Annotated in this window: 3 protein-coding genes; 1 reads left to right on the top strand and 2 read right to left on the bottom strand. The window is 71.1% G+C overall.

Annotated elements, in window-relative coordinates; all coding sequences use genetic code 11:
* Nucleotide 1 precedes the first annotated feature (1 nt).
* Nucleotides 2-505, top strand: coding sequence for a hypothetical protein (locus ACRAKI_RS15185; RefSeq protein ID WP_447007724.1), 504 nt, complete (start codon nucleotides 2-4; stop codon nucleotides 503-505).
* Nucleotides 506-581: 76 nt separating this feature from the next.
* On the opposite strand, the gene ACRAKI_RS15180 is transcribed toward ACRAKI_RS15185, so the two are convergent.
* Both ACRAKI_RS15180 and ACRAKI_RS15175 read right to left on the bottom strand, forming a co-directional pair.
* Complete coding sequence (locus ACRAKI_RS15180) at nucleotides 582-2,000, bottom strand: cytochrome P450 (RefSeq protein WP_447007723.1); 1,419 nt, start codon at nucleotides 1,998-2,000, stop codon at nucleotides 582-584.
* Nucleotides 2,001-2,247: 247 nt separating this feature from the next.
* Nucleotides 2,248-25,806 (bottom strand): SDR family NAD(P)-dependent oxidoreductase, encoded by a 23,559-nt coding sequence (locus ACRAKI_RS15175; RefSeq protein WP_447007722.1) that lies wholly within the window; start codon nucleotides 25,804-25,806, stop codon nucleotides 2,248-2,250.
* Nucleotides 25,807-25,858 lie beyond the last annotated feature (52 nt).

The raw sequence follows: 25,858 nt of genomic DNA, 5'->3' as shown, positions 1-25,858 counted from the left end.
CGTGGACACCGATCACCCGTACTTGGACGAGCACAGCGTGCGCGTGCCCGCGCCGCCGATGTCCGTGTGGCGCAGCCTGGCGGCCGTGATGACGCGCTCCCCGGCCGGCAGCAGCACGGCCATGGGGCTGCTTCTGGCCACCGAACCGCGCCGGGCCGCCGGGACGCCGTTCGAGGTGGGCTCGACCATCACCGGGTTCGCGGTGACCGCGGCCGTGCCCGGTCGCCTCGTGGAACTCACCGGGCGGCACCGGTTCTCCCGGTACCGGCTGGTGATGACCATGGAGGAGCAGTCCGGCGGGACGCTGCTCAGCGCGCGCAGCTACGCCAGGTTCCCCGGCCCGCACGGTTTTGTGTACCGGCAGCTGGTCGTCGGGACCGGCGCGCACCGGCTCGTCGTGGCGGGTCTGCTCCGCTCGGTGCGCCGCCACGCCCAAAAGAATGCCACTCCGGGGAGTTCCACTCCGGAGAACAGCACCGGCACCGGGAAGCCGAGCGAGGGCTGAGAGGACGACGCCGCCCGATCCCCGGACGCGGTGTCCTGGGATCGGGCGGCGGCCGGTGCGACCACTCACGAGGCCACTAGGCCATGCTGGTCTCCCGCACCCGGTCGCGGAGCACGACGCGGGTGAAGTTCGAGGGGACGTTCACCACGATGCGGCTCTTGGCCTTCTCGGGGCGCGGGTCCGGCCGGTCCAGCCGGCACTGGGTCAGCACCTCCCGGATCATCGCCTTCATCTCCAGCAGGGCGATCTTGTCGCCGATGCAGCGGATGCGGCCACCACCGAACGGGATCCACGTGAACGTGCCCGGCTTGGAGTCCAGGAACCGCTCAGGGCGGAACGCGTCCGGCTCCTCGTAGACGGAGGCGTCGTGGTTCACCAGGTAGGCGCTGGCCCACAGGTGCATCCCCGGCTCGTACTGCACGCCGCCGATCTGGATCGGCTTCTTCACCTCGCGGACGATGATGTTCGGGATCGACGGGCGCAGGCGCAGCACCTCGTTGATCACGGCCATCAGGTAGGCGTCGCTCTCGCCCGCGTCGATCTCGGCGGTCAGCCGCTCCATGGCGGCGGGGTGCCGGGTCAGGTACTCGAACGTCCACGCCATCGCGGCGGCGGTCGTCTCGGTGCCGGCGAGGAAGATGGTCATCATCTCGTCGCGGATCTCGCGCGGGCTCAGCGGCGTGCCGTCGTCCTCGTGCTTGATCCCCAGCAGCACCGACAGCAGGTCGTCACCGCGGTGGTCCGACTCCCGGTGCTCCTCGATGGTCTCGTAGATCAGCGCGTCCGCCCTGTCGCGCAACTGCAGGAAGTTCACCAGGCCCAGCGGCTTGATGGCCTTGAACAGCTTCAGCACCCGCGGCGGCATCTTGTGGAGCATCATCGGCGACGCGATGCTGTTGTTGAACTCCATCATCTGCAGCAGCAGGTCGAGGAGTTCGTCCCAGCGCCGCGGCGTCCGCGAGCCGTAGACGACCTCGCGGATCACGTGCAGCGTGAAGCGGTGGATGTGCGGGTGCAGCGGCATGTCCTTGCCACGCGGCCAGCTCGCGACGTCCTCCTTCGCCATCCCTGGGATCGCGTCGCCGATGCGCATCAGCGCCGCGCCGTGGTAGCTCGGCATGAGGAGCTTGCGGCGCACCTTGTGGGCGTCCTCGTCCAGCCAGGCCAGCCCGCTGGTGCCGGTCCACTTCTCGATCGTGGCCGAACCGGTGCCGGTGTGCAGGACGTCGGCGGGCGCCAGGAACATCGCCTTGACGTCTTCGGGGCTGGTGAGCATGTACACCGGGCGGGCCGGGATGCGGATGCTGACCTGGAACCGGGGGCCGTAGCGCTCACGGCGCTTCTCCACGAACGCCTGGGGGTTGGTCCAGTAGCTCAGCAGCTGCGCCACCGCGGGCGCCTTGGAACCCGGCAGGGAGGTCGCGGGGATGACGGCCGGCGCCGCGACGGCCGCGGCCTCCTTGGCGCCACCGGGACTTGCAGTGGGGGAATCCATTTCCTTCACCTTTCTCGACCATCGCGTGGCCACGTCACGATTCGACTCGCTCACCGAGCTGAGAACGCATACCCGGCAACCGGGTGCCGTTCGGCCCCGATCACCGCCAAGTGCAGTCCGCCCACGAGCCCTGACACCGTCGCGCACGGTCGCGCGGGATGGGGTGGGGCAATGTCAGGGCGTACTTCTAGCACGGTCACGGCCACGGTGGTGGCCGCTGAAACGCTTTGCCGAGACACGATTTGGTTCACGGCTCCAACCACTCCCGGGTCGCCGCCGCGGTCGCCGCCGCCGCGGACCCGATCAGGGCGAAGTGATCGGCGGCGATCTCGACCTGGTCGTCGCCGACGTCCCACGCGGGCCAGTCGGCCGAATCGCCCGTGCCGAGCGGTTCACCGGCCCGGATCAGCAGGCTCCGGGTGGTGATCGGCGTCGGCCGGTGCTCGGCCAACAGGCGCATGTACGTGCCCATGGCGAGCCAGTTGGCGTCGTCGATGGTGATGGCCTCGTCCTCGCGGCCGAGGATTTCCGTCATCACCGCGGAGAAGACCCGGTTGGTCTCCTCCCCGCGTTCCGGCATGGGGGTGTCGATCAGCACGACGCCCTCCGGTTTCACGCCCGCCGCCTCGAACGCGGCGGCGAGGGAGTGCGCGATGACGCCACCGGTCGAGTAGCCGACCAGCACGAACGGCGCGTCGCCGACGACCCGGCGGATGGAGCCCGCCAGGACCTCGACCGCCGCGTCCCACGTCCCGGGTGAGGGTTCCGCACCGCGGAAGCCGGGGAGCGAGCAGGCGAAGACGTCCCGCACGCCCTCGAAGTGGTCGGCGAACCTCATGAACTGGTGCGGTCCGGAGCCCACCACGAAGGATGGCACGCAGACGACCTTCGTCCCGTCGCCGCCCGAGGCGAGTTGCACGACGTACCCGTCGTCACCCAGTTCCGCCGCCGATGCGAACGCCGGCCGGAACCGGGACATCCCGGTCAGCAGCGGCACCGTGTCGGCGACGGACCCGGCGGCGTGCGCGTGCCGGAGGAGTGCGCTGAGCGTGCCCTGGCCGTTCTGGGGGGCGGTGCTGCCCCCGTCACGCGGTGCGGACTTCTCCGCCACCGTGCCGACCTCGGTCAGCAGGAATTGTGCGATCTCCACCGGAGTCGGGTGGTCGAACACCAGTGTCGTGGGCAGCCGCACGCCGCTGGCCTGGGTGAGCCGGTTGCGCAGCTCGACCGCGCCGAGCGAGTCGATGCCGAGGTCCTTGAACGCCCGGTCGGGTTCGACCGCGGTGGCGGAGGCGTGACCCAGCACGGCCGCGACCTGAGCCTGGACCAGTTCGAGGACGACCCGTTCCTTGTCGGCTTCCGCGACACCGGCGAGTCGCTGCACGAGCGAACCGCCCGCCGACTCGGCCTTCCGCGCCGGCGCGCGCACCAGTCCGCGCAGCAGCGCGGGCAACATCCCCGCCCGTGCCTGGAGCCGCAACGCGGCGAAGTCCAGCCGCACCGGCACCAGCAGCGCCGCACCGAGGCCGTTGGTCCGGTCGAACAGCTCCAGGCCCAGGTCGGTCGACAACGCGCCGATGCCCTGGCGCTCCAACCGGGCGATCTCGGCTTCGTCCAACCCGCCGGACATGCCGCCTGCCTCGGCCCACAGGCCCCATGCCAGCGAACTGGCCGGAAGCCCTTCAGCCCGACGCTTGGCCGCCAACGCGTCCAGGAACGCGTTCGCAGCAGCATAGTTGCCCTGACCAGGACTACCGATCAACGCCGCCACCGACGAGAACACCACGAACGCCGACAACTCCACACCCGCCGTCAGCTCGTGCAGGTGCAAAGCGGCATCCATCTTCGGCCGCATCACCCGCTCCAACTGCCGAGCAGTCAACGAATCCACCACACCGTCGTCCAACACACCCGCCGCATGGACCACCGCCGTCAACGGGTACTCCAACGACCCGATCAGACCAGCCACCTGATCCCGATCGGACACATCACACGCCACCACCCGCACCGAGCAACCGACCGCCTCAAGCTCCACGACCAACTCCGGCACGCCATCGGCGGCCGTGCCCCGGCGACTCACCAGCACCAGGTGCTTCGCGCCGAGCCGACCGGCGTAGTGCCTGGCGAACAGCGCGCCCAGGCCACCCGTGCCCCCGGTGATCAGGACCGTCCCGTCCCGGTCCAGCGGCGCCGGAACGGTCAACACCACCTTGCCGGTGTTCCGACCCTCCCGCAGGAACCGGAACGCATCCCGACCACTCCGGACGTCCCACGTCCGGATCGGCGACAGGTCCAGCGCTCCCTGCTCGAACAACGCCACCAACTCGCGCAGCATCTCCTGGATGCGCTCCGGCCCCGCCTCCAACAGGTCGAAGGACTGGTAGCGCACCCCGGCGTGCTCGGCGGCCACGGCCGCCGCGTCACGCAGGTCTGCCTTGCCCATCTCGATGAACCGGCCACCACGCGGCAGCAGGTCCAGCGAAGCGTCCACGAACTCACCGGCCAGGGCGTTCAACACCACGTCCACGCCCTCGCCGCCGGTCACCTCCCGGAACGCGTCGCGGAACACCAGGTCACGCGAAGAGGCGATCCGCTCGTCCGGGACACCCAGCGCGCGCACCGCGTCCCACTTGGGCTTGCTCGCGGTCGCGAAGACCTCGACACCCCAGTGCTTGGCCAACTGCACGGCCGCCATACCCACACCGCCGGCAGCAGCGTGCACCAGCAGACGTTCACCGGCCTTGAGGCCGGCCAGGTCGACCAGCCCGTAGTACGCGGTGAGGAACACCAGCGGCACCGAAGCCGCCTCGGCGAACGACCAACCGGCGGGAATCGGCACCAGCATCCGCCGATCGGCGATGCCCATGGACCCGAAGGAATCCGTCACCAGACCCAGCACGCGGTCGCCCGGCGCGAGGTCCGTGACGTCCGAGCCGACCTCCAGCACGACACCGGACGCTTCACTGCCCAGCGGCGCGTCACCCGGGTACATGCCGAGCGTGATCAGCACGTCCCGGAAGTTCACCCCCGCGGCCCGGACCCCGACCCGCACCTCGTGCGCGCCCAGCGGCCGGTCCCCCACCGACGGGACGATCGCCAGTCCTTCCAGCGATCCCTTCCGCTCGGCCGCCAGCCGCCACGCCGTCCCGTCGAGCACCTGCGGCGTTTCGGCCTGAGCCAGGCGCGGCACCACCAGACCGCCCTCGCGGACGGCGACCTGCGGCTCGTCCAGACCGACCAGTGCGGACCAGTCGGGCTCGTCGCCGTCGACATCCACCAACAGCAACCGGCCAGGGTGCTCGGACTGCGCACTGCGCACCAAACCCCAAATCGGCGACTGCACCAAGTCCGGCGCCTCATCACCCACCGCGACACCGCGCCGAGTCACCACCACCAACCGGACACCGGCCAACCGCTCACTGGCCAACCAACGCTGCAACAACACCAACATCCGCTCAGCAACCACACGCCCAGCAGTCGCGACATCACCTCCAACCGGGGACTCGATCGAAACGAGGACAGCCTCCGGAACGTCGCCGTCCACCAAGGACCGCCCCAACACGTCCAAGTCCTCGAAACACTCCGCCACACCGGCAAAACCACTGCCCAGGGCCGCAACACGCATCGACTTCCGCGTCACGTCCGCGACCGGGACCCAGTCCACCTGGAACAGCGACCGCTGCCGACCCCGTTGCGCACCTTCGAGTTGCGCCTGGTCCACCGGACGAACCGCGATGGTCGTGACCGTGACGACCGCCAGACCGGCCTCGTCGACGACGTCGATCCGCATCGCGGACTCCCCCGCCGGGCTGATCCGCACCCGGACCCGCGCGCCGGACCCGTGACCGAGTCGCACGCCGGACCACGAGAACGGCAGGTCCGCGGACGACCCGACCTCCTTGTCCAGCAGACCGCCGTGCAGCGCGGCGTCGAACAGCGCCGGGTGGATGCCGAACCCGTCGCCACCGGCGCTCTCGGGCAGCGTGACTTCCGTGTAGACGTCGTCACCGACGCGCCACGCGGCCCGCAGGCCCTGGAACGCGGGCCCGTACTCGTAACCCGCCTCCACCAGCCGCGCGTAGAGCGAGTCGACGGCGACCGGCAGCGCACCGGACGGCGGCCACTCCGCCGGGAACAGCGGCAACGGCTCCGCCTCCACACCGACCCAACCGCGGGCGTGGCAGATCACCAGGCGTTCGCCGTCGTCACCGCCGGCCTCGGGGCGTGAGTAGACCGCCACCTCGCGGCGACCGTCGTCACCGGGCTCACCGACCATGACCTGCACCAGGCGGGCGGCGTCGTCCTCCAGGACCAGCGGCGCCTCCAGCACCAGCTCGTCCACCACCGGGCACCCGGTCAGCCGACCTGCCGCCAACGCCAACTCGACCAGCGCGGTGCCCGGGACGATGACCATGCCCAGCACCACGTGGTCGCGCACCCACGGCGCGCTGTCCTGCGACAGGCGGCCGGTCAACACCCACTCGTCGCGGTCGCCGACCGGCACCACAGCCGCCACCAGCGGGTGATCGAGCCGGCCGAGGCCGGAGGCGGCCGGATCGCCCGCCCCGACGCCCGCCGAGACCCAGTACCGCTCGCGCTGGAACGCGTAGGTCGGCAACTCGACCCGCTGCGCGCCCGTGCCCGCGTAGAACGCGGTCCAGTCGACCACGGCACCGACGATGTGCGCCTGGGCCAGGAACCGGGCGAACGTCTCCGACTCCGCGTGACGGGCGCGCAACGCCGGCACGAACACCGCTTCCCGGTCCTCGTCCACCGACTGCCGGGCCATCGCGGTCAGCACACCGTCCGGACCCAGCTCGAAGAACTTCGTCACGCCCTCGGCCTGCAGCGTGCGCACACCGTCCGTGAAGCGCACCGCACCACGGACGTGGTCCACCCAATAACCGGGGTCGGTCAGCTCCGCCGACACCACACCACCGGTCACGTTCGACACAACCGGAATCCGAGGCTCGCTGAACGTCAGCCCCTCGGCGACCTCCCGGAACCCCGCCAACATCGGATCCATGAGATGCGAGTGGAACGCATGACTCACCCGCAGACGCGTCGTCTTCCGATGCGCCCACTGCGGCAACCACTCGTCCAACGCCTCGACCTCACCGGACACCACCACAGCCTGCGGACCATTGACCGCCGCAACCGACAACCGGCCTTCGAAACCGGCAAGCGACCCGACGACCTCGTCCTCAGTGGCCTGAACCGCCACCATCCCGCCACCGGCAGGCAGCGCACCCATCAACCGACCGCGCGCCACCACCAGCTCACACGCGTCTGCCAGCGACAGCACACCGGCGACGTGGGCCGCCGCCAGCTCGCCGACCGAGTGCCCGATCAGGTAGTCCGGCCGGATGCCCAGCGACTCCACCAGCCGGTAGAGCGCCACTTCGACCGCGAACAACGCCGCCTGCGTGAACTCGGTGGCGTCGAGGAGGACTGCCTCGGGCGACCCTTCCGGAGCCTCCAGCAGGTCCTTCAGCGACCGGCCCAGCTTCGGGTCCAGCTCCGCGCAGACCTCGTCCAGGGCTTCGGCGAAACGCGGGAAAGCAGACCCGAGAGCAACACCCATCCCGGCCCGCTGAGCACCCTGACCCGTGAACAGGAACGCCGACTTGCCACTGACCGGTCGACCGCCGAGAACCCCCGGCTCGCCCTCCGCCAACGCGGCGAGGCCGGCGAGCACACCGTCACGGTCGGACGCGATCACGGCTGCCCGCTGGTCGAACTGACCTCGCGTCGTCACCAACGAGAAGCCGACATCGACCACGTCCAGCTCCGGACGTGCCAGCAGGCGCGACCGCAACCGGTCCGCCTGCGCACGCAGGGCACTGTCGCTCTTCGCCGACACCAGCAGCGGCAAGACCACCGGCCGGTGCACGGCCGCGACGACCGGTGCCACCGCGTCGGCGGGGGCCTCCTCCAGGATCACGTGCGCGTTCGTGCCGCTGATCCCGAACGACGACACACCCGCACGACGCGGCCGGTTGCCGGAGGCTTCCCACGGCTCGGCCTCGGTCAGCAACCTCACCTCGCCCGCGTCCCAGTCGACGTAAGGGGACGGCGCGTCGACGTGCAGGGTGGGCGGCAGCATCCCGTGCCGCAGGGCCTGCACCATCTTGATCACACCGGCCACACCGGCAGCCGCCGACGAGTGCCCGATGTTCGACTTGATCGAACCGAGCCTCAGCGGACCGTTCTCGCGCTCACTGCCGTAAGTGGCCAGCAGCGCCTGGGCCTCGATCGGGTCGCCCAACCGGGTGCCGGTCCCGTGGCCCTCCACCGCGTCGACCTCGGAGGGCGACAGACCGGCGTTCGCCAACGCCTGACGGATCACCCGTTCCTGCGACGGACCGTTCGGCGCGGTCAAGCCGTTGCTCGCACCGTCCTGGTTGATCGCACTACCGCGTACCACACCGAGGATCCGGTGGCCGTTGCGCCGGGCGTCCGACAACCGCTCCATCACCAGCAGGCCGAGACCGTCGGAGAACCCGGTCCCGTCCGCACCCTCCGCGTACGACTTGCACCGCCCGTCCGGCGCCAAACCGCGCTGCCGGCTGAACTCCACCAGCAGGTGCGGCCCCGCCATCACGGTCACACCGCCGACCAGTGCCATCGAGCACTCGCCGGAGCGCAACGACTGGGACGCCAGGTGCATCGCCACCAACGACGACGAGCACGCCGTGTCGACGGAAACCGCAGGCCCTTCCAACCCCAGGCTGTAGGCCACCCGGCCGGACGCCACGCTCGACGTCGTGCCGGTCAGCCGGAAGCCCTCCAGCTCGGACGGGTTCGTGCCGCCGTACTCGGTGGCAACGACGCCGCAGAACACGCCGGTGTCGCTGCCCCGCAACGACGCCGGATCGATCCCGGCGTCCTCGAACGCCTCCCACGCCGCTTCCAGCAGCAACCGCTGCTGCGGGTCCATCGCCAACGCCTCACGCGGGCTCACGCCGAAGAACCCGGCGTCGAAGTCACCGATGCCCTGGAGGAACCCGCCACCGCGGGTGGACACCGTGCCGAGCTGGTCGGGGTCCGGGTCGTACAACCGCTCCAGGTCCCACCCGCGATCCTCCGGCAGGCCCGACACCGCGTCACGGCCTTCGGACACCAGCCGCCACAGGTCGTCCGGCGACGTGACGCCGCCGGGGTAGCGGCAGCTCATGCCGACGATCGCCAGCGGCTCGTCCGTCCTCGCCCTGGTCTGCTTCGACCGGACCGCCGGTGCGGCCTGCTCCGCGACGGGGCCCACCTCGGTGAGGAGGAACCGCGCGATGGCCGTCGGAGTCGGGTGGTCGAACACCAGCGTCGTGGGCAGCCGCACGCCACTGGCCTGCGTCAACCGGTTCCGCAGTTCCACCGCGCCGAGCGAGTCGATACCCAGTTCCTTGAACGCCCGGTCGGGTTCGACCGCGGTGGCGGACGCGTGACCCAGCACGGCCGCGACCTGAGCCTGGACCAGTTCGAGGACGACCCGTTCCTTGTCGGCTTCCGCGACACCGGCGAGTCGCTGCACGAGCGAACCGCCCGTCGACTCGGCGCGCCGTGCAGGGGCGCGGACCAGACCGCGCAGCAGCGGAGGCAACATCCCGGACCGCGCCTGGACCCGCAAGGCGGCCAGGTCGAGCCGCACGGGCACCAACAGGGCGGTGTCCAGCCGTCGCGCCTCGTCGAACAGTTCGAGGCCGAGTTCCGCCGACAACGCGCCGGTACCCATCCGCTCCAGCCGGGCGAGGTCGTTCTCGTCCAGCGAGCCGGACATGCCCGCGTCCGCCCACAGGCCCCATGCCAGCGAACTGGCCGGAAGCCCTTCAGCCCGACGCTTGGCCGCCAACGCGTCCAGGAACGCGTTCGCAGCAGCATAGTTGCCCTGACCAGGACTACCGATCAACGCCGCCACCGACGAGAACATCACGAACGCCGACAACTCCACACCCGCCGTCAGCTCGTGCAGGTGCAAAGCGGCATCCATCTTCGGCCGCATCACCCGCTCCAACTGCCGAGCAGTCAACGAATCCACCACACCGTCGTCCAACACACCCGCCGCATGGACCACCGCCGTCAACGGGTACTCCAACGACCCGATCAGACCAGCCACCTGATCCCGATCGGACACATCACACGCCACCACCCGCACCGAGCAACCGACCGCCTCAAGCTCCACGACCAACTCCGGCACGCCGTCCGCCGCAGGACCGCGCCGACTGACCAGCAGCAGGTGCCTGACGCCGGTCTCGGCGAGGTGGCGGGCGAACAACGCGCCCAGGCCACCCGTGCCCCCGGTGATCAGGACCGTCCCGTCCCGGTCCAGCGGCGCCGGAACGGTCAACACCACCTTGCCGGTGTTCCGACCCTCCCGCAGGAACCGGAACGCATCCCGACCACTCCTGACGTCCCACGTCCGAATCGGCAACAGGCTCAGGACGTCCTGCTCGAACAACGCCACCAACTCGCGCAGCATCTCCTGGATTCGCTCCGGCCCCGCCTCCAACAGGTCGAAGGACTGGTAGCTCGATCCGGCGTGCTCGCGGGCGACGACCTCCGGGTCACGGATGTCGGCCTTGCCCATCTCGATGAACCGGCCACCGCGCGGCAGCAGGTCCAGCGAAGCGTCGATGAACTCACCGGCCAGGGCGTTCAACACCACGTCCACGCCCTCGCCGCCGGTCACCTCCCGGAACGCGTCGCGGAACACCAGGTCACGCGAAGAGGCGATCCGCTCGTCCGGGACACCCAGCGCGCGCACCGCGTCCCACTTCGCCGGGCTGGCGGTCGCGAAGACCTCCGCACCGATGTGCCGCGCCAACTGCACGGCCGCCATCCCGACACCACCGGCAGCCGCGTGGACCAACACCCGCTCGCCACGCTGGAGGCCGGCCAGGTCGAACAGCCCGTAGTACGCGGTGAGGAACACCAGCGGCACCGAAGCCGCCTCGGCGAACGACCAACCAGCGGGCATCGGGACCAACATCCGCCGGTCGGTGATGCCCAGCGACCCGAAGCCGTCCATGACCAGGCCCATCACCCGGTCACCCGGCGACAGGTCCGTGACGTCGGAACCGACGTCCACCACTACACCGGACGCTTCACTGCCCAGCGGCGCGTCGCCCGGGTACATGCCGAGCGCGATCAGCACGTCCCGGAAGTTCACCCCCGCGGCCCGGACACCGATCCGCACTTCGAGCGCACCCAGCGGCCGGTCGGCGTCGGACCCGACGATCGCCAACCCTTCCAGCGAACCCTTCCGCTCCGCCGCCAGCCGCCACGCCGTCCCGTCGAGCACCTGCGGCGTTTCGGCCTGAGCCAGGCGCGGCACCACCAGACCGCCCTCGCGGACGGCGACCTGCGGCTCGTCCAGACCGACCAGTGCGGACCAGTCGGGCTCGTCGCCGTCGACGTCCACCAACAGCAACCGGCCAGGGTGCTCGGACTGCGCACTGCGCACCAAACCCCAAATCGGCGACTGCACCAAGTCCGGCGCCTCATCACCCACCGCGACACCGCGCCGAGTCACCACCACCAACCGGACACCGGCCAACCGCTCACTGGCCAACCAACGCTGCAACAACACCAACGTCCGCTCAGCAACCACACGCCCAGCGGTCGCGACATCACCTCCAACCGGGGACTCGATCGAAACGAGGACAGCCTCCGGAACGTCGCCGTCCACCAAGGACCGCTCCAACACGTCCAAGTCCTCGAAACACTCCGCCACACCGGCAAAACCACTGCCCAGGGCCGCAACACGCATCGACTTCCGCGTCACGTCCGCGACCGGGACCCAGTCCACCTGGAACAGCGACCGCTGCCGACCCCGTTGCGCACCTTCCAGCTGCAACTGCTCGACCGGGCGGACCGCGAGCTTGGCCACGCTCACGACCGGCTCGCCGTGCTCGCTGACGACGTCGAGCCGGAGGGTGGAGTCACCCGCCGAGCCGATCCGCACCCGGACCCGCCCGACACCCTGCTCGCCGAACCTGACCCCGGACCACGAGAACGGCAGATCCGCCGTGGTGCCGATCTCCTTGTCCAGCAGACCGCCGTGCAGCGCCGCGTCGAACAGCGCCGGGTGGATGCCGAAGCCCTGTGCGGCTTCGAGGTGTTCATCCGCCAACGCGACCTCCGCGTAGACGTCCTCACCGTCCCGCCACGCCGCGCGCAGGCCCTGGAAGACAGGTCCGTACTCGTAGCCGGCGTCCACCAGCCTCGGGTAGAGCGAGTCGACCGCGACCGGCTCGGCACCCGCCGGCGGCCACTCCGCGGACCACGCCTCGATCGGCTGCCCGGCAACGGCGAGGGTGCCGCGTGCGTGACAAGTCACGTCCTGCTCGGTGCCGCCTTCGGGTCGCGAGTAGATCGCCACCTCGCGGCCACCGTCCTCGCCGGCCGCTCCGACCGTGACCTGCAACCGCACCGCGGCCGTCTCGTGCAGGAGCAACGGCGCTTCGAGCACCAGCTCCTCGACCACCGGGCTGCCCGCGTGACGTCCGGACGCGGCGGCGAGTTCGACCAGCGCGGTGCCGGGAACGATGACCATGCCCAGCACCACGTGGTCGCGCACCCACGGCGCGCTGTCCTGCGACAGGCGGCCGGTCAACACCCACTCGTCGCGGTCGCCGACCGGCACCGCGGCGGTCAGCATCGGGTGGTCGAGCCGGGAGAGGCCTGCCGCTGCCGGATCGCCGGTCCCGGCGCCGGGCGCCACCCAGTAGCGCTCGCGCTGGAACGCGTAGGTCGGCAACTCGACCCGCCGTGCGCCCGTGCCCGCGTAGAACTCGGTCCAGTCGACCACGGCACCGGCGATGTGCGCCTGGGCCAGGAAAGCCGCGAACGTGTCGGGCTCCTCGTGGCGGGCGCGCATCGCGGAGGCGAACACGGCCGCGTCCTCGTCCGCCGACTGCCGCGCCATCGCGGTCAGGACGCCGTCCGGACCCAGCTCGAAGAACTTCGTCACACCCTCGGCTTGGAGGGTGCGGACACCGTCCGTGAACCGCACCGCACCACGGACGTGGTCCACCCAATAACCGGGGTCGGTCAGCTCCGCCGACACCACACCACCGGTCACGTTCGACACGACCGGAATCCGGGGCTGGTTGAAGGTCAAGCCTTCGGCGACCTTCCGGAACTCCGCCAGCATCGGGTCCATCAGGTGCGAGTGGAACGCGTGGCTCACGCGAAGACGGGTGGTCTTGCGGTCCAGCCACTGCGGCAACCACTCGTCCAGCGCCTCGGCGTCACCGGACACCACGACGGCCTGCGGGCCGTTGATCGCGGCGACCGACAAGCGGCCTTCGAAGCCGTCGAGCGACCCGACGACTTCCTGCTCCGTCGCCTGCACCGCCACCATGCCACCACCGGCAGGCAGCGCACCCATCAACCGACCACGCGCCACCACCAACGTGCACGCATCGGCCAGCGACAGCACACCCGCCACGTGCGCAGCAGCCAACTCCCCCACCGAATGACCGATCAGGAAGTCGGCACGCATACCCAGCGACTCCACCAACCGGAACAGCGCCACCTCTACCGCGAACAACGCCGCCTGCGTGAACTCCGTGTCGTTCAACAACAACGCCTCAGACGAACCCTCGGCAGCCTCCAACAACCCCCTCAACGAACGACCCAACTTCGGGTCCAACTCCGCACACACCTCGGCCAAAGCCTCGGCGAAACGCGGAAAAGCAGACCCGAGAGCAACACCCATCCCAGCCCGCTGAGCACCCTGACCCGTGAACAGGAACGCCGACTTGCCGCCGGTCAACCGGCCTTCGACGATCCCGGCGGCCGGTTCGGCACTAGCCAAGGCCGACAGCCCAGCCAGCAGACCGTCCCGATCCGAGGCCACGACCGCCGCACGCCGGTCAAACTGCGCGCGGGTCGCCGCCACCGAGAACGCCACGTCCAGGAGGCCGAGTTCCGGCCGTTCGAGGAGGTGGGCACGCAGGCGATCGGCCTGTGCCCGCACCGCCGCCTCGCCCTTGCCCGACACCAGCACCGGCATGGCCGGCGGCGCGGGGCGTTCGTCCTCGACGGGCACCGGCTCCTCGCGCGGGGCCTCTTCCAAGACCACGTGCGCGTTGGTGCCGCTCACACCGAACGACGACACACCCGCACGACGCGGACGCGCCGACGCCGGCCATTCCTCGGCCTCGGTGAGCAGCTTGACCTGCCCGGCGCTCCAGTCGATGTGCGGTGACGGCGCGTCCACGTGGAGGGTGGGCGGCAGCATCCCGTGCCGCATCGCCATGACCATCTTGATCACACCGGCGATGCCCGCGGCCGACGACGTGTGCCCGATGTTCGACTTGATCGACCCCAACCGCAGCGGACCGTTGTCCCGTTCACTGCCGTAGGTCGCCAGCAGCGCCTGGGCCTCGATCGGGTCGCCCAACCGGGTGCCGGTCCCGTGGCCCTCCACCGCGTCGACCTCGGAGGGCGACAGACCGGCGTTCGCCAACGCCTGACGGATCACCCGTTCCTGCGACGGACCGTTCGGCGCGGTCAAGCCGTTGCTCGCACCGTCCTGGTTGATCGCACTGCCCCGCACCACACCGAGGATCCGGTGGCCGTTGCGCCGGGCGTCCGACAACCGCTCCATCACGACCAGGCCGAGACCGTCGGAAAACCCGGTCCCGTCCGCTGCCGCCGCGTACGACTTGCTCCGCCCGTCCGGTGCCAGACCGCGCTGCCGGCTGAACTCCATCAGCAGAGTCGGCCCGGCGAGGACGGTCACGCCACCGACCAGAGCCATCGAGCACTCACCGGAGCGCAGCGCCTGCGACGCCAAGTGCAGTGCGACCAACGACGACGAGCAGGCCGTGTCGACGGAGATCGCAGGCCCTTCCAGGCCCAGGTTGTACGCGACCCGGCCGGACACCACGCTGGTCGTGGCACCGGTCAACCGGAATCCTTCGATCTCCGGCAGGCCGCCGGCGGGCATCGCGGCGTAGTCGGACGGCCCGACACCGCAGAAGACCCCGGTGTCCGTGCCCTTCAACGTCGTGGGGTCGATCCCGGCGTCCTCGAACGCCTCCCACGCCGCCTCCAGCAGCAACCGCTGCTGCGGGTCCATCGCCAACGCCTCACGCGGGCTGATCCCGAAGAACCCGGCGTCGAAATCACCGACACCGTCGACGAAACCGCCGCCACGCGCGTACACCGTGCCGAGCTTGTCGGGGTCCGGGTCGTACAGCCGCTCCAGGTCCCAGCCACGATCCTCCGGCAGGCCGGTGATCGCGTCACGGCCCTCGGACACCAGCTTCCACAGCGCGTCCGGTGACGTCAGACCGCCCGGGTAGCGGCAGCTCATGCCGACGATCGCCAACGGCTCGTCGGCCTTCGCCGTCCGCACCCGCGTGACCGGGCGGGCGACTTCTTCGACACCGCCCACCTCGCTGATGAGCAGGCGTGCGATCGCCGCCGGCGTCGGGTGGTCGAACACCAGCGTCGAGGACAGCCGCACACCGCTGGCCTGCGTCAACCGGTTCCGCAGCTCCACCGCGCCGAGCGAGTCGATACCCAGTTCCTTGAACGCCCGCTCCGGCTCGACCGCGGTGACCGAGGAATGCCCCAGCACCGCCGCCACCTGAGCCTGGACCAGTTCGAGGACGACCCGCTCGCGCTCGGCCTCGGCCACCCCTGCCAGCCGCTGCGCCAGTGAGCCTCCCGCGCCCGCACGACGTGCGGGCATCCGCACCAGCCCGCGCATGAGCGCCGGGAGCATCCCCGAACGCGCGGCCACTCGCAGCGCGCCGAGGTCGAGCCGCACCGGCACCAGCAGTGCCGCGTCGAGCCGCTGGGACTGGTCGAACAGCTCCAGCCCCAGGTCGGTGGGCAGCGCTTCGGCGCCCATGCGCTCCAGGCGCGCGAGTTCGGCGTCGTCCAACTCGCCCGCGATACCGGCTTCCGCCCACAGGCCCCACGCCAGCGAACTGGCCGGAAGTCCGGCTGCCCGCCGTTGGGCGGCGAGGGCGTCCAGGAACGCGTTCGCCGCCGAGTAGTTGCCCTGGCCGGGGCTGCCGATCAACGCCGCCACCGACGAGAACAGCACGAACGCCGACAGCTCGGCGTCGGCGGTCAGCTCGTGGAGGTGCAGTGCGGCATCGACCTTGGGCCCCATGACCCGCGCCAACTGCTCCGGCGTCAGCGATTCGACCACGCCGTCGTCCAGCACACCGGCCGCGTGCACCACCGCCGTCAGCGGGTGCTCCACCGAGCCGATCAACGCCGCCACATGGTCCCGATCGGACACGTCACAGGCTGCGACCACGGTCTGAGCGCCCAAGGCGTCCAGCTCCGCGACCAACTCCGGCACACCGGCCGCAGCGGAACCGCTCCGGCTCACCAGCAGCAGGTGCTTCGCCCCGTACCGGGTGGCCAGGTGCTTGGCGAACACCGCGCCCAAGCCGCCGGTGCCACCGGTGATCAGGACCGTTCCCCCGGGGTTCAGCGTCAGCGCGTCGTGAGCGGGCGCCTCTGCGGCGCGGCCCAGCCTCGGCGCCAGCACCTGACCGTCGCGGACCGCCAACTGCGGCTCGTCCAGCCCTGCCAGCACACCCCACTCGGGGGCATCGCCATCGACGTCGACGAGCACGAAACGGCCGGGGTGTTCCGACTGCGCGCTGCGCACCAGGCCCCACACCGGCGCGATCGCCAGATCGGGCACGTCGTCGCCGACCGCGATGCCTTTGCGGGTGACCACCACCAGTCGGGCTTCGGCCAACTGCTCGCTCGCCAACCACCGCTGCAACAGCCCGAGCGCGCGTTCCGCTACTCCGCGAACCGTCGCCGCGTCCGCGGGTTCGTCGGGGCTGTCGATCGTCGCGACGACGATCTCCGGCGCTTCGACGCCCTCGGCCAGCGCCGACTCCAGCGCGTCCAGGTCCGCGTGTCCCGCACCGAGAACGGCGACTCGCGCCGACGCGTTCTGCGTCGCGTTCTGCGTCGCGTTCACGACCGGGGTCCAGTCGACCTGGAACAGCGAGTTCGGCCGGCTGTTCAGGCCGCCTTCCAGCTGGGCCTGCTCGACCGGCCGGAACGCGAGCTTCCGCACGCTGCCGACCAGCTCGCCCAGCTCACCGACGACGTCGACGCGCAACGCCGACTCGCCCGCCGGGGCGATCCTGACCCGGACCCGCGCGGCGCCGCTGCGCGCCAGGCGGACGCCGGACCACGAGAACGGCAGCGAGGCCGACGTGCCGTGGTCGAGCCAGCCGAGCCCGCCGTGCAGCGCGGCGTCGAACAGCGCCGGGTGCAGGCCGAAGCCCTTGGCCGACTCGACGTGCTCGTCCGGGAGGGAGACCTCCGCGAACACCTCTTCACCGGCCCGCCAGCCCGCGCGCAAGCCGACAAAAGCGGGCCCGTAGTCGAAGCCGATCTCCGTCAGCCGCGCGTACAGGGCGTCGACGTCGATCGGTTCGGCGTCGACCGGCGGCCACTCCAGCGGCAGCCACGACGGCGCGGGCGACTCGTCCACCGCGAGCGTTCCCCGCGCGTGGCAGGTCGTTTCGGGCTCGACGCCGGCTTCGGGGCGGGAGTAGATCGCCACCTCGCGCCGACCGTCGTCCTCGGCCGGTCCGACGGAGACCTGCAAGTGGACGGCCGCGTCGTCCCGGAGGATCAGCGGCGCTTCGAGCACGAGGTCGTCGACCACCGGGCTGCCCGTGTGCCAACCGGCGGCGGCCACGAGCTCGACCAGCGCGGTGCCCGGCACGACGACCATGCCCAGCACGCCGTGGTCCCGCACCCAAGGCGCGGAGTCCTGCGACAGGCGGCCGGTGAACAGCCACTCGTCGCGGTCGCCCACCCGGACGGCAGCGGCGAGGAGCGGGTGCTCGACGCGCGCCTGGCCCGAGGCGGCCGGGTCTCCGGCGTCGCCGCCGTGGTTCAGCCAGTAGCGCTCCCGCTGGAAGGCGTAGGTCGGCAACTCGACCCGCCGTGCGCCCGTGCCCGCGTAGAACGCGGTCCAGTCGACCACGGCACCGGCGATGTGCGCCTGGGCCAGGAAAGCCGCGAACGTCTCGGGCTCCTCGTGGCGGGCGCGCATCGCGGAGGCGAACACGGCCGCGTCCTCGTCCGCCGACTGCCGCGCCATCGCGGTCAGGACGCCGTCCGGACCCAGCTCGAAGAACTTCGTCACACCCTCGGCTTGGAGGGTGCGGACACCGTCCGTGAACCGCACCGCGCCACGGACGTGGTCCACCCAGTAACCGGGGTCGGTCAGCTCCGCCGACACCACACCACCGGTCACGTTCGACACGATCGGAATCCGAGGCTCGCTGAACGTCAGCCCCTCGGCGACCTGACGGAACTCCGCCAACATCGGATCCATGAGATGCGAGTGGAACGCATGGCTCACCCGCAGACGCGTGGTCTTCCGATGCTGCCACTGCGGCAACCACTCGTCCAACGCCTCGACCTCGCCGGACACCACCACAGCCTGCGGACCATTGACCGCCGCAACCGACAACCGGCCTTCGAAACCGGCAAGCGACCCGACGACCTCGTCCTCGGTCGCCTGCACCGCCACCATCCCGCCACCAGCCGGGAGTCCACCCATCAACCGACCACGCGCCACCACCAACGTGCAGGCGTCCGGCAGGGAGAGCACACCCGCCACGTGCGCAGCAGCCAACTCACCCACCGAATGACCGATCAGGAAGTCGGCACGCATACCCAGCGACTCCACCAACCGGAACAGCGCCACCTCTACCGCGAACAGAGCCGCCTGCGTGAACTCCGTGTCGTTCAACAACAACGCCTCAGGCGAACCCTCGGCAGCCTCCAACAACCCCCTCAACGAACGACCCAACTTCAGGTCCAACTCCGCACACACCTCGGCCAAAGCCTCGGCGAAACGCGGGAACGAAGCCGCCAACTCCACGCCCATACCCGCACGCTGAGCACCCTGACCCGTGAACAGGAACGCCGACTTGCCGCCGACCAGCGAACCCTGCGACACCCCGGCGACCGGTCGACCCTCGGCGAGAGCGTCCAGACCGGCCAGCAGACCGTCCCGATCCGAGGCCACCACCGCGCCGCGCTGCGACAACTGAGCGCGCGTCGTCACCGCCGAGAAACCGACGTCCGCCAACCCGAGATCCGGATGCGCCACCAGGTACGCGCGCAGCCGACCAGCCTGCGCGCGCAGCGCCGCCTCACCCTTTCCGGACACGACCACCGGCACCACCGGCGGCTGGAACGACTCGCCCGTGCCGGCAGAAGCATCGGCTTCTGCGGGCGGAGCCTCCTCGATGATCACGTGAGCGTTGGTGCCGCTGACACCGAACGACGACACACCGGCACGGCGCGGACGCGTCGAAGCGGGCCACTCCTCCGACTCGGTGAGCAGCTTGACCTGCCCGGCGTCCCAGTCGACGTGCGGTGACGGCGCGTCCACGTGCAGCGTCTGCGGCAGCACCCCGTGCCGCAGGGCCTGCACCATCTTGATCACACCGGCCACACCGGCCGCCGCCGACGAGTGCCCGATGTTCGACTTGATCGACCCCAACCGCAGCGGACCGTTGTCCCGCTCACGCCCATACGTGGCCAGCAGCGCCTGGGCCTCGATCGGGTCACCCAACCGGGTGCCCGTCCCGTGGCCCTCCACCGCGTCGACCTCCGCCGGAGAAAGTCCCGCGTTCGCCAACGCCTGACGGATCACCCGTTCCTGCGAAGGACCGTTCGGAGCCGTCAGACCATTGCTCGCGCCGTCCTGGTTCACGGCACTGCCCCGCACCACCGCGAGCACGCGGTGGCCGAGGCGACGGGCGTCCGACAACCGCTCCATCACCAGCAGGCCGAGACCGTCGGAGAACCCGGTCCCGTCCGCACCCTCCGCGTACGACTTGCACCGCCCGTCCGGCGCCAAACCGCGCTGCCGGCTGAACTCCACCAGCAGGAACGGCCCGGACAGGACGGTCACACCGCCGACCAGTGCCATCGAGCACTCACCGGAACGCAAGGCCTGCGACGCCAGGTGCATCGCCACCAACGACGACGAGCACGCCGTGTCCACCGACACCGCGGGGCCTTCCAGACCCAGGCTGTAGGCCACCCGACCGGACACGACGCTCGACGTCGTGCCCGTCAACCGGAAGCCCTCCAGCTCCGGCGGCATCGAGCCGCCGTAGTCGGACGTCACCACACCGCAGAACACGCCGGTGTCCGTGCCGCGCAACGACGTCGGGTCCAGACCCGCGTCCTCCAACGCCTCCCACGCCGCCTCCAGCAGCAACCGCTGCTGCGGGTCGGTCGCCAAGGCCTCGCGCGGGCTGATCCCGAAGAACCCGGCGTCGAAGTCACCCGCGTCCCGCAGGAATCCGCCGCCGCGCGTGTACACCGTGCCGACGTGGTCGGGGTCCGGGTCGTACAACCGCTCCAGGTCCCACCCGCGGTCCTCCGGCAGCCCGGAGATCGCGTCACGGCCTTCCGCCACCAGCCGCCACAGGTCGGCGGGCGAGGCGACACCACCGGGGTACCGGCAGCTCATGCCGACGATCGCCAACGGCTCGTCGGCCGGCGTCCGCGTCCGCTTGGCGCGGACCGGCGTCGCTGCCGGCTCCACCCCCTCGACCTCGGACAGCAGAAGCCGGGTGACCGCGGCGGACGTCGGGTGGTCGAAGACCAGCGTCGACGGCAGCCGCACGCCGCTGGCCTGGGTGAGCCGGTTCCGCAGCTCCACCGCGGCCAGCGAGTCGAAGCCCAGCTCCTTGAACGCGCGGTCGGCGTCGACGGCCGCCGGCGAGGCGTGCCCGAGGACGGACGCCACCTGCCCGCGCACCAGGTCCAGCGTGATGCGCTCCCAGTCGGACCGCGGCACGCCCGCCAGCCGTTCCGCGAGCGAGCCACCGGCTCCGGTACGCCGTGCGGGCACGCGGACCAGTCCGCGCAGCAACGCGGGCAGCATCCCGTCCCGCGCCTGCACCCGCAGGGCCGCGAGGTCGAGCCGCACCGGCACCAGCAGGGCGTCACCGAGCCCGGAGGCCCGGTCGAACAGCTCCAGACCGAGGTCCACCGACAGCGCGCCGACGCCCATCCGCTCCAGCCGCGCCAGCTCGGCGTCGTCCAGCTCACCGGTCATCCCGGTGGAGCCCGCCCACAGGCCCCACGCCAGCGAACTGGCGACCAGGCCGTCTGCACGGCGCTTCGCCGCCAACGCGTCCAGGAACGCGTTCGCCGCCGCGTAGTTGCCCTGCCCCGCGCTGCCCATCAGCGCCGCGACGGACGAGAACAGCACGAACGCCGCCAGGTCCATGCTCGCGGTCAGCTCGTGCAGGTGCAGTGCCGCGTCCACCTTCGGCTTCAGCACCCGGTCGAACTGCTCGGGCGTCAGCGATTCGACCACGCCGTCGTCCAGCACACCGGCCGCGTGCACCACCGCCGTCAGCGGGTGCTCCAACGAGCCGATCAGCTCTGCCAGCTGGACGCGGTCCGACACGTCGCACGCCACGACCCGCGGCCGGGCGCCGAACGCCTCCAGCTCGGCGACCAGCTCCGCGACACCGCTCGCAGCCGCACCACGCCGGCTCACCAGCACCAGGTGCCGCGCGCCGCGCTCGGCGAAGTGCTTGGCGAACACCGCACCCAGACCGCCGGTACCGCCGGTGATCAGCACCGACCCGTCCGGGTCGAGTGCGGGCACCTCGGCCGACGTGGCAGCCGCACGGGCCAGCCTCGGCGCGAGCAGTCGACCGCCGCGCACCGCGACCTGCGGCTCGTCCAGACCGGCCAGCGCGTCCCAGTCCGGCTCGTCGCCGTCGGAGCCGCCGTCGAGGTCGACCAGCAGGAAACGCCCGGGGTGCTCGGACTGCGCACTGCGCACCAGGCCCCACACCGACGCGACCGCCAGGTCAGGCGACTCGTCGCCCACCGCGATGCCACCACGCGTGGCCACCACGAGCCGAGCGCCGGCCAGGCCCTCGCTCGCCAACCAGCCCTGCAACAGCGTGAGCGTGCGCTCGGCGACCACGCGAACCGCCGTGGTGTCCGCGTCCGCCGAGCTCTCGACCACCGCCACGACGGCGTCGGGAACGGCGTCGCCCTCGGTCAGCGCGAGTTCCAGCGCGGCCAGGTCCGCATACCGGCCGTCCGGACCACCGAGGCGCACGACCTTCGTCGGCCCGGAGGTGCCCTCGACGGCGGCCCACTCGACCTTGAACAGCGAGTTCTGGCCGCTCTTGCCGCCTTCGAGCTGCGACTGGTCGACCGGGCGCATCGCGATGGACCGGACGGAGACGACCTCCGCGCCGGACTCGTCGACCGCGTCGAGCCGCACGGCGGAGTCACCGGTCATCACAGCGCGGACGCGCAGCCGGGTGGCGCCGGGACGCGCGATCCGCGCACCGGACCAGCTGAACGGCATCTTGCGCTGGGCGTTGTCGCCCTCCACCAACAGCACCGCGCCGCTCTGCAGCGCGGCGTCGAAGAGGGCCGGGTGCAGGCCGAATCCGTGCACCGCGTCCACGTACTCGTCCGGGAGCGCCACCTCGGCGTAGATCTCATCGCCGTCACGCCACGCCGCACGCAGGCCTTGGAAGACGGGGCCGTAGTCGTAGCCGATGCCGCTCAGGCGGGCGTACATGTCATCGACCACGAGCGGCTCGGCGCCTGCCGGCGGCCACTCGGACGGCCATGCCGCCATGGGCTCCGACTCGGGCGCGAGCACACCCCGCGCGTGACAGGTCGTCTCGCTCACCCCGTCCGCCGCGGCGACCGGGCGGGTGTAGATCGCGACCGTGCGGCGGCCGTCCTCGTCCGGCTCGCCGACCGTGACCTGGACCTGCACCGCCACCTGTTCCCGCAGGAGCAGCGGGGCTTCGAGGACCAGTTCCTCGACCACCGGGCACCCGGTCCGGGCGCCGGCGGCCAACGCCATCTCGATGTGCGAGGTGCCGGGCACGACGATGTTGCCGAGCAGCACGTGCTCGGCGACCCACGGCTGCGTCTCCGTGGACAGGACGCCGGTGAACAACCACTCGTCCCGGTCGCCGACCGCGACCGCGGCGGCCAGCACCGGGTGGTCGAGGCGACCGAGTCCGGCGGCGGCCGGGTCGCCGGCGCCGGTGTCGGGCGCGAGCCAGTAGCGCTCGCGCTGGAAGGCGTAGGTCGGCAGCTCCACCCGCCGTGCGCCCGTGCCCGCGTAGAACACGGGCCAGTCGACGTCGATCCCGGCGATGTGCGCCTGTGCCAGGAACGCCCCGAACGTCTCCGCCTCGGAGTGCCGGGCGCGCATGGCGTATGCGAACACGGCCGTGTCTTCAGCCACCGACTGCCGCGCCATCGCGGTCAGCACACCGTCCGGGCCGAGCTCGAAGAACTTCGTCACACCCTCGGCTTGCAGCGTGCGCACACCGTCCGTGAAGCGCACCGCACCACGGACGTGGTCCACCCAATAACCGGGGTCGGTCAGCTCCGCCGACACCACACCACCGGTCACGTTCGACACGACCGGAATCCGAGGCTCGCTGAACGTCAGCCCCTCGGCGACCTGGCGGAACTCCGCCAGCATCGGGTCCATCAGGTGCGAGTGGAACGCGTGGCTCACCCGCAGACGCGTGGTCTTCCGATGCTGCCACTGCGGCAACCACTCGTCCAACGCGTCCAGATCACCCGACACCACAACGGCTTGCGGACCATTGACCGCCGCGACCGACAACCGACCGGCGAACGCCTCCAGCGACGGGACGACCTCACCCTCGGTCGCCTGCACCGCCACCATCCCGCCACCAGCCGGGAGTCCACCCATCAACCGACCACGCGCCACCACCAACGTGCAGGCGTCCGGCAGGGAGAGCACACCCGCCACGTGCGCAGCAGCCAACTCACCCACCGAATGACCGATCAGGTAGTCGGCGCGCATACCCAGCGACTCCACCAACCGGAACAGCGCCACCTCTACCGCGAACAACGCCGCCTGCGTGAACTCCGTGTCGTTCAGCAGAGCAGCCTCAGTCGAACCCTCAGCAGCTAGAAGCAAACCCTTCAGCGAACGACCCAACTTCGGGTCCAACTCCGCACACACCTCGGCCAAAGCCTCGGCGAAACGCGGGTACGAAGCCGCCAACTCCACGCCCATACCCGCACGCTGAGCACCCTGACCCGTGAACAGGAACGCCGTGCTACCGCCCGACACCTGGCCCTGCACCACACCGGCCACAGATCCGCCATCGGCGAGCGCTACCAGACCGGCCAGCAGACCGTCCCGGTCCGACGCCAGCACCGCGCCGCGCTGCGACAGCTGCGCCCGCGTCGTCGCCGCCGAGAAGCCCACGTCGCGCAGCCCGAGGTCCGGGTGCGCCACCAGGTGCGCGCGCAACCGGGCAGCCTGCGCCCGCAACGCCTCGTCGCTCTTGCCCGACAGGAGAACCGGCACGGCGGACGGCACGGGCACCACACCGTCGACCGCTGCCGCCGTCTCGGCGGGAGCCTCTTCCAGGATGACGTGCGCGTTGGTGCCGCTGATGCCGAACGACGACACACCGGCCCGGCGGAGGCGGTCACCGGCGGGCCACTCCTCGGCCTCGGTGAGCAGCTTGACCTGCCCGGCGTCCCAGTCGACGTGCGGTGACGGCGCGTCCACGTGGAGGGTGGGCGGCAGCACGCCGTTGCGCATCGCCATGACCATCTTGATCACGCTGGCGACACCGGCCGCAGCCGAGGTGTGGCCGATGTTCGACTTGATCGACCCGAGCCGGAGCGGCCCGTTCTCGCGCTCGCTGCCGTAGGTCGCCAGCAGCGCCTGGGCCTCGATCGGGTCACCCAGCCGGGTGCCCGTCCCGTGGCCCTCGACGGCGTCGACGTCGGCCGCGTTGACGCCGGCGTTCGCCAACGCCTGACGGATCACCCGTTCCTGCGACGGACCGTTCGGCGCGGTCAAGCCGTTGCTCGCGCCGTCCTGGTTGACCGCGCTGCCCCGCACCACCGCGAGCACGCGGTGGCCGTTGCGACGCGCGTCCGACAGCCGTTCCATCACCAGCAGGCCGAGGCCGTCGGAGAACCCGGTCCCGTCCGCACCGGCCGCGTACGGCTTGCAACGCCCGTCCGCCGCCAGACCGCGCTGCCGGCTGAACTCCACCAGCAGGAACGGCCCGGCGAGGACCGTGACGCCGCCGACGAGGGCGAGCGAGCACTCGCCCGACCGCAGGGCCTGTGACGCGAGGTGCATCGCCACGAGAGAGGACGAGCAGGCCGTGTCGACGGTGACCGCCGGGCCTTCCAGCCCGAGGCTGTAGGCGACCCGGCCGGACACGATGCTGCCCACCGTGCCGGTGAGGCGGAAACCCTCCTGCTCCGGCGTCATCGAGCCGCCGTAGAACGACGACACCGCGCCGCAGAACACACCGGTGTCCGAGCCTCGCAACGATGTCGGGTCGATCCCCGCGTCCTCGAACGCCTCCCACGCGCCTTCCAGCACCAGCCGCTGCGCCGGGTCGATGGCCAGCGCCTCACGCGGGCTGATGCCGAAGAACCCGGCGTCGAAGTCACCGACGCCGTCGACGAAACCGCCGCCGCCCGCGTAGACCTTGCCGAGCTGGTCCGGGTCGGGGTCGTAGAGGTTCTCCAGGTCCCAGCCGCGGTCCTCCGGCAGCCCGACGACCGCGTCACGGCCCTCGGACACCAGCTTCCACAGCTCGTCCGGTGTCGTGGCGCCGCCGGGGAACCGGCAGCTCATGCCCACGATCGCGATCGGCTCGGACGCCTGGGCCAGGAGTCGGCGGTTCTGCTGGCGCAGCCGCTCGGTCTCCTTGAGCGACTTGCGGAGGGCATCGACAATGTCGTTCTGGTTCGAGGCCATCGCCTACGCCTTCCCGTCCGGACGCGAAGCCGCGACCACGTGCTCGATCTCT

This window comes from Saccharothrix isguenensis (assembly GCF_052936305.1).
The sequence above is the reverse complement of the archived record's forward strand: the minus strand, read 5'-3'. Positions and strand labels throughout refer to the sequence as shown.

What these genes read in the sequence shown, in the direction of transcription:
- ACRAKI_RS15180 (WP_447007723.1), bottom strand. Translation starts at nt 2,000, where the DNA reads ATGGATTCCCCCACTGCAAGTCCCGGTGGCGCCAAGGAGGCCGCGGCC.
- ACRAKI_RS15175 (WP_447007722.1), bottom strand. Translation starts at nt 25,806, where the DNA reads ATGGCCTCGAACCAGAACGACATTGTCGATGCCCTCCGCAAGTCGCTC.